This window comes from Methylopila musalis, from assembly GCF_042679725.1.
Lineage (GTDB): Bacteria > Pseudomonadota > Alphaproteobacteria > Rhizobiales > Methylopilaceae > Methylopila > Methylopila musalis.
The window spans coordinates 1-4,106 of sequence record NZ_JBHTMX010000234.1 but is presented as its reverse complement, the minus strand read 5'-3'; the positions used below and the strand labels follow the sequence as shown (position 1 = coordinate 4,106).

The window sequence follows — 4,106 nt, the reverse complement described above, 5'->3', positions numbered from 1 at the left end:
CCCGGCGGCGGCGGCCACCACGCGGGCGGCGCGGGCGATCGCCTCCACCACGGCGCCGAGGCCGATGGCGATGGCGCCGGAGCCCGCGAGGCTCGCCGCGATGTCGACCGTGGCGACCATGTCGCCGGTCAGCAGCAGAAAGGCGCTCCAGAGCAGCAGCACCGCGCCGAGGCCGAAAAGAACGAAATGCATGGACGCGATCCTCGCCGGCAAATTGATTCCGGGGGCACCATGCGCGGATTACGGTTATCGCCCGGTAAAGCGGTAGTATGGGACCGGTTACGCTGCTCTTCCACTTCGGCGTTGTCGCGCCGGGGACCGCGGCCTATGTAGCGCATGGACGCCGGCGCCCCGGGCGTCGATCACCCGGACGCAATTCTGGAGATTTTTCATGTCGTTCAAGCTGCCCGAACTGCCTTACGCCTACGACGCGCTCCAGCCCTACATGTCCAAGGAGACGCTGGAGTTCCACCACGACAAGCACCACAACGCCTATGTGGAGACCGGCAACAAGCTGCTCGAGGGATCGGGCCTCGAAGGCCTGTCGCTCGAGGAGGTTGTGAAGCAGAGCTTCGGCAAGAACGCGCCGCTGTTTAACAACGCCGCCCAGCACTACAACCACCTGCACTTCTGGAACTGGCTGAAGCCGAACGGCGGCGGCGCCATTCCGGACGAGATCGAGAAGAAGATCGAGTCCGACCTCGGCGGCGTCGAGAAGTTCAAGGCCGACTTCATCGAGGCCGGCAAGAGCCAGTTCGGCTCGGGCTGGGCCTGGCTCGCCCTCAAGGACGGCAAGTTCGTAATCCAGAAGACCCCGAACGGCGAGAACCCGCTGGTCCACGGCGCGACCCCGCTGCTCGGCGTCGACGTGTGGGAGCACTCCTACTACATCGACTACCGCAACCGCCGCCCCGACTATCTGAAGGCCTTCGTCGACAATCTCATCAACTGGGAATACGTCGAGAAGCTCTACGCGGAAGCGAAGTGACGCCGAGGTCCTGAGCGCGCCCTCGGGCGCGCGATCGTCGGACATTCCGCGCGCGGCGCGGCGGGCCCTCCGCCGCGCCGCGCGTCTTTTTTGAAGCGAGCCCCGTCCCGTGAACTACCGCCACGCCTTTCACGCCGGAAACTTCGCCGACGTGCTCAAGCATGTCGTGCTGGCGCGCGTCGTGGACTACCTCAACGCCAAGCCCGCGCCCTGGGGCTATCTCGACACCCATGCGGGCGTGGGCGTCTACGATCTAGACGGCGACGAGGCCCGGCGCACCGGCGAATGGCGCAACGGCGTCGGCCGGCTGTCCGGCCGCCGCTTCGGCGAGGCGACCGAGCGGCTGCTGGCGCCGTGGCGCTCCGTGGTGGCGGAGTTTTCGGCGCCCGGCGAGGCGCTGGCGCGCTATCCCGGATCGCCGGAGATCGTGCGCCGGCTCGCCCGCGACGACGACCGGCTGCGGCTCTGCGAGCTGCACCCCGCCGACCGGGAGAGCCTCGCCCGCGCCATGGGGCGGGACGCGCGGGTGAAGGTGGTGGAGATCGACGGCTGGACCGCGCTCAACGCCTGGCTGCCGCCGCGGGAGCGGCGCGGGCTGGTGCTGATCGATCCGCCGTTCGAGCAGCCAGGCGAACTGGGGCGCATGGCCGAGCGTTTCCTCGCCGCGCGCAAGGTCTGGCCGACCGGCGTCTACCTGCTGTGGTACCCGATCAAGGATGCGCGCGAGACCGCGACGGCGCTGCTCAGGCCGCTCGCCGCCGCCGGGATCGACAAGCTGCTGCGCGTCGAGCTGCTGGTGCGTAAGCCTGACGATCCGAGGGCGCTGGCGGGCTCGGGGCTCATCATCGCCAACCCGCCCTGGACGCTGGCGGACGAGCTCGCCGCGGGCCTTCCGGAGCTCGCGTCGGCGTTGAAGCAGGGGCCCGGCGCGCGCGCCGTGGTGGAGCTTGTTGCGGCGCCGCAGAATTGAGACGTTTCCGGGGCGATCTGGCGTTCTTTTCGCCTTGCCATCCGCCGTCCGGAGCCTTTACCAAATCAGGGCAGCGCGCGGGGCTGGCCGTGGCGGGGGGAGTTACGGCGCGTCCGCGCCCCGCCGCTTGTCTGCCGCGTGATGTGCGCTTCGCTTGGGGGAAGCGCGGATGGCAACGGCAGGCAGGGGGGCGCCCGCATGGCGCAAAGTGGGACGGTCAAGTTCTTCAACGCTGAGAAGGGCTACGGCTTCATCAAGCCGGATGACGGCGGCAGCGATATCTTCGTCCATGTGTCCGCGGTGACCCGCTCGGGGCTTTCGAGCCTCACCGAGGGGCAGCACGTCTCGTTCGACGTGGAGCCGGACCGGAAAGGCAAAGGCCCCAAGGCGGTCAATCTCGTCGTCAACTGAGCCCCGCAGACGCGCGGGCGATCGTCGTCCCGCGGTGCGGCATCCGCACGCTGACGCGGGCGGCGCGAACGTCACGCCGCGGTTCGTCCCGAGAGGGCGGCCCGCGGCGTTTTCATACCCACGGGACCTGATGCTCATGCTGACACTCCGCTCGTCGCCGCCGTCGCCCTTCGGACGCAAGGTGAAGATCGCCGCCGCCGTTCTCGGGTTGTCGGACCGCATCGAGGTGGTGAAGACCGACACCACCAGTCCCGACGACGCCATCCGCGCGCTGAACCCCCTCGGCAAGATTCCGACGCTGGAGTTCGACAGCGGCGCGACCCTGTTCGACAGCCGCGTGATCCTCGAATATCTTGACCACCTCGCCGGCGGCGGCCGCATCATCCCCGCCGATCCGGCGGAGCGCTTCGCCGTGCTGCGGCTGCAGGCGCTGGCCGACGGCCTGATGGACGCCGCCCTGCTGCAGATCTACGAGGTGCGCCTCCGGGCGGAGGACAAGCGCGACGCGGGCTGGCTCGCCAATCAGGCGGGCAAGGTGGAGCGGGCGCTGAAGGCGCTGGAGGACGCGCCCCCGTCCGCGCGCATCGACGTGGGGACCATCGCGGTCGCCTGCGCGCTCGGCTATCTCGACCTGCGGTTCGAGGGCCGCTGGCGCGAGACCCACCCCAGACTGGTGGAATGGCTCGACGCCTTCCGGGCCCAGACCCCCTCCTACGACGCCACCCGCGCGCTGTCCTGACGGCGCAAGACGCGCGGCGGCGCGGGTGAGCGCCCCGCCGCGCGTCAGCCGGCGTCAGGCCGGGATGCGCAGGACCTGGCCGGGATAGATCTTGTCCGGGTGGGACAGCAGCGGCTTGTTGGCCTCGAAGATGTCCGGGTAGCGGTTCGCCTGGCCGTACTGCTCCTGGGCGATCTTTGACAGCGTGTCGCCCTTCTTGACGGTGTAGAACGTCGCCTCCGGTTCGGCGTTCGCGACCGTGATGCTCTCCTCCACCTTCGACACGCCGAGCGTGTTGCCGGCGGCTAGGATGATTTTTTCGCGCACCTCGTTCGAGGGAGCCGCGCCGCTGATCTTCACGGTGTCGCCGTCGACCTCGACCGTCACGTCGCCGGCGTCGAGGCCGTGTTTCGCGAGCTCGTCCTTGATCTTGTCGGCGGGGGCGGCCTGCGCCTCGCTCGCGCCGAACAGCTTCTCGCCCACGTCCCTGATGAAATCGAAAACGCCCATGCCGACCTCCCGTTCGCTCCCGCATCCATCGTGCGGGCGCGAACCATAAGCCGCGCCGTGTATAACAGCCATATGATGTGGTTAATTTTCCACGTCAGAAGCGGTAATTGAGCCCGATCCGCGCCAGACCGCCTTCGGGCGCCAGCGTCAGCTCCCGGTCGGAGCGGTAGCTGCGGCGGTCGAGATCCACGTAGATGTAGTCCGCGCGCGCGGAGACGCCTCCGCCGAGGTCGGCCTCCGCGCCGACGCCGAGGCTCCAGCCGAAATGGACCGCGCTGTCCCGCGCGCCGCCGCGGACATACTCCACCGAAGCGAAGGCGGCGCCGGCCGCGCCATAGACGACGAAACGGTCGAAGGCGTAGCCCACGCGCGCCCGCACGCCGCCGAGCGCCCCGGTCTCGAAACGGCCGCCCTGCGCGCGGCCGTCGAAGCCGCCGATCGTGACGTCGCCTTCCACGCCGAAGGCCCAGGGGCTGGAGCGCCAGCCATAGCCCGCCGCGAGGCCGCCG

At 69.4% G+C, this 4,106-nt stretch carries 7 protein-coding genes; 4 read left to right on the top strand and 3 right to left on the bottom strand.

Features of this window, described 5'->3' with window-relative positions:
- The coding region (locus ACFQ4O_RS15820) for a hypothetical protein (RefSeq protein WP_378777045.1) at positions 1 to 192 on the bottom strand (192 nt) is incomplete at its 3' end.
- Positions 193 to 391: 199 nt separating this feature from the next.
- Here ACFQ4O_RS15820 and ACFQ4O_RS15815 point away from each other — a divergent pair.
- The 4 genes from ACFQ4O_RS15815 to ACFQ4O_RS15800 all read left to right on the top strand — a co-directional run bounded on the left by ACFQ4O_RS15815 (position 392) and on the right by ACFQ4O_RS15800 (position 3,108).
- Positions 392 to 988, top strand: a complete 597-nt coding sequence (locus ACFQ4O_RS15815; protein ID WP_378777043.1) for a superoxide dismutase — start codon at positions 392 to 394, stop codon at positions 986 to 988.
- A 109-nt stretch (positions 989 to 1,097) separates the two neighbouring features.
- Positions 1,098 to 1,958, top strand: coding sequence for a 23S rRNA (adenine(2030)-N(6))-methyltransferase RlmJ (locus ACFQ4O_RS15810; RefSeq protein ID WP_378777041.1), 861 nt, complete (start codon positions 1,098 to 1,100; stop codon positions 1,956 to 1,958).
- Between the two features lie 198 nt (positions 1,959 to 2,156).
- Entirely contained in the window at positions 2,157 to 2,369 is a 213-nt protein-coding gene (locus ACFQ4O_RS15805; protein ID WP_378777039.1) for a cold-shock protein, read from the top strand.
- A gap of 136 nt (positions 2,370 to 2,505) precedes the next feature.
- Positions 2,506 to 3,108 (top strand): glutathione S-transferase family protein, encoded by a 603-nt coding sequence (locus tag ACFQ4O_RS15800; protein WP_378777037.1) that lies wholly within the window; start codon positions 2,506 to 2,508, stop codon positions 3,106 to 3,108.
- 54 nt (positions 3,109 to 3,162) lie between these two features.
- Here ACFQ4O_RS15800 and lysM read toward each other — a convergent pair whose 3' ends face one another.
- Together lysM and ACFQ4O_RS15790 are read right to left on the bottom strand one after the other, a co-directional pair.
- Complete coding sequence (gene lysM / locus ACFQ4O_RS15795; RefSeq protein WP_378777035.1) at positions 3,163 to 3,597, bottom strand: peptidoglycan-binding protein LysM; 435 nt, start codon at positions 3,595 to 3,597, stop codon at positions 3,163 to 3,165.
- 94 nt (positions 3,598 to 3,691) lie between these two features.
- Positions 3,692 to 4,106 (bottom strand): outer membrane protein (locus tag ACFQ4O_RS15790; RefSeq protein ID WP_378777033.1); only part of this gene is annotated, 415 nt, incomplete at its 5' end.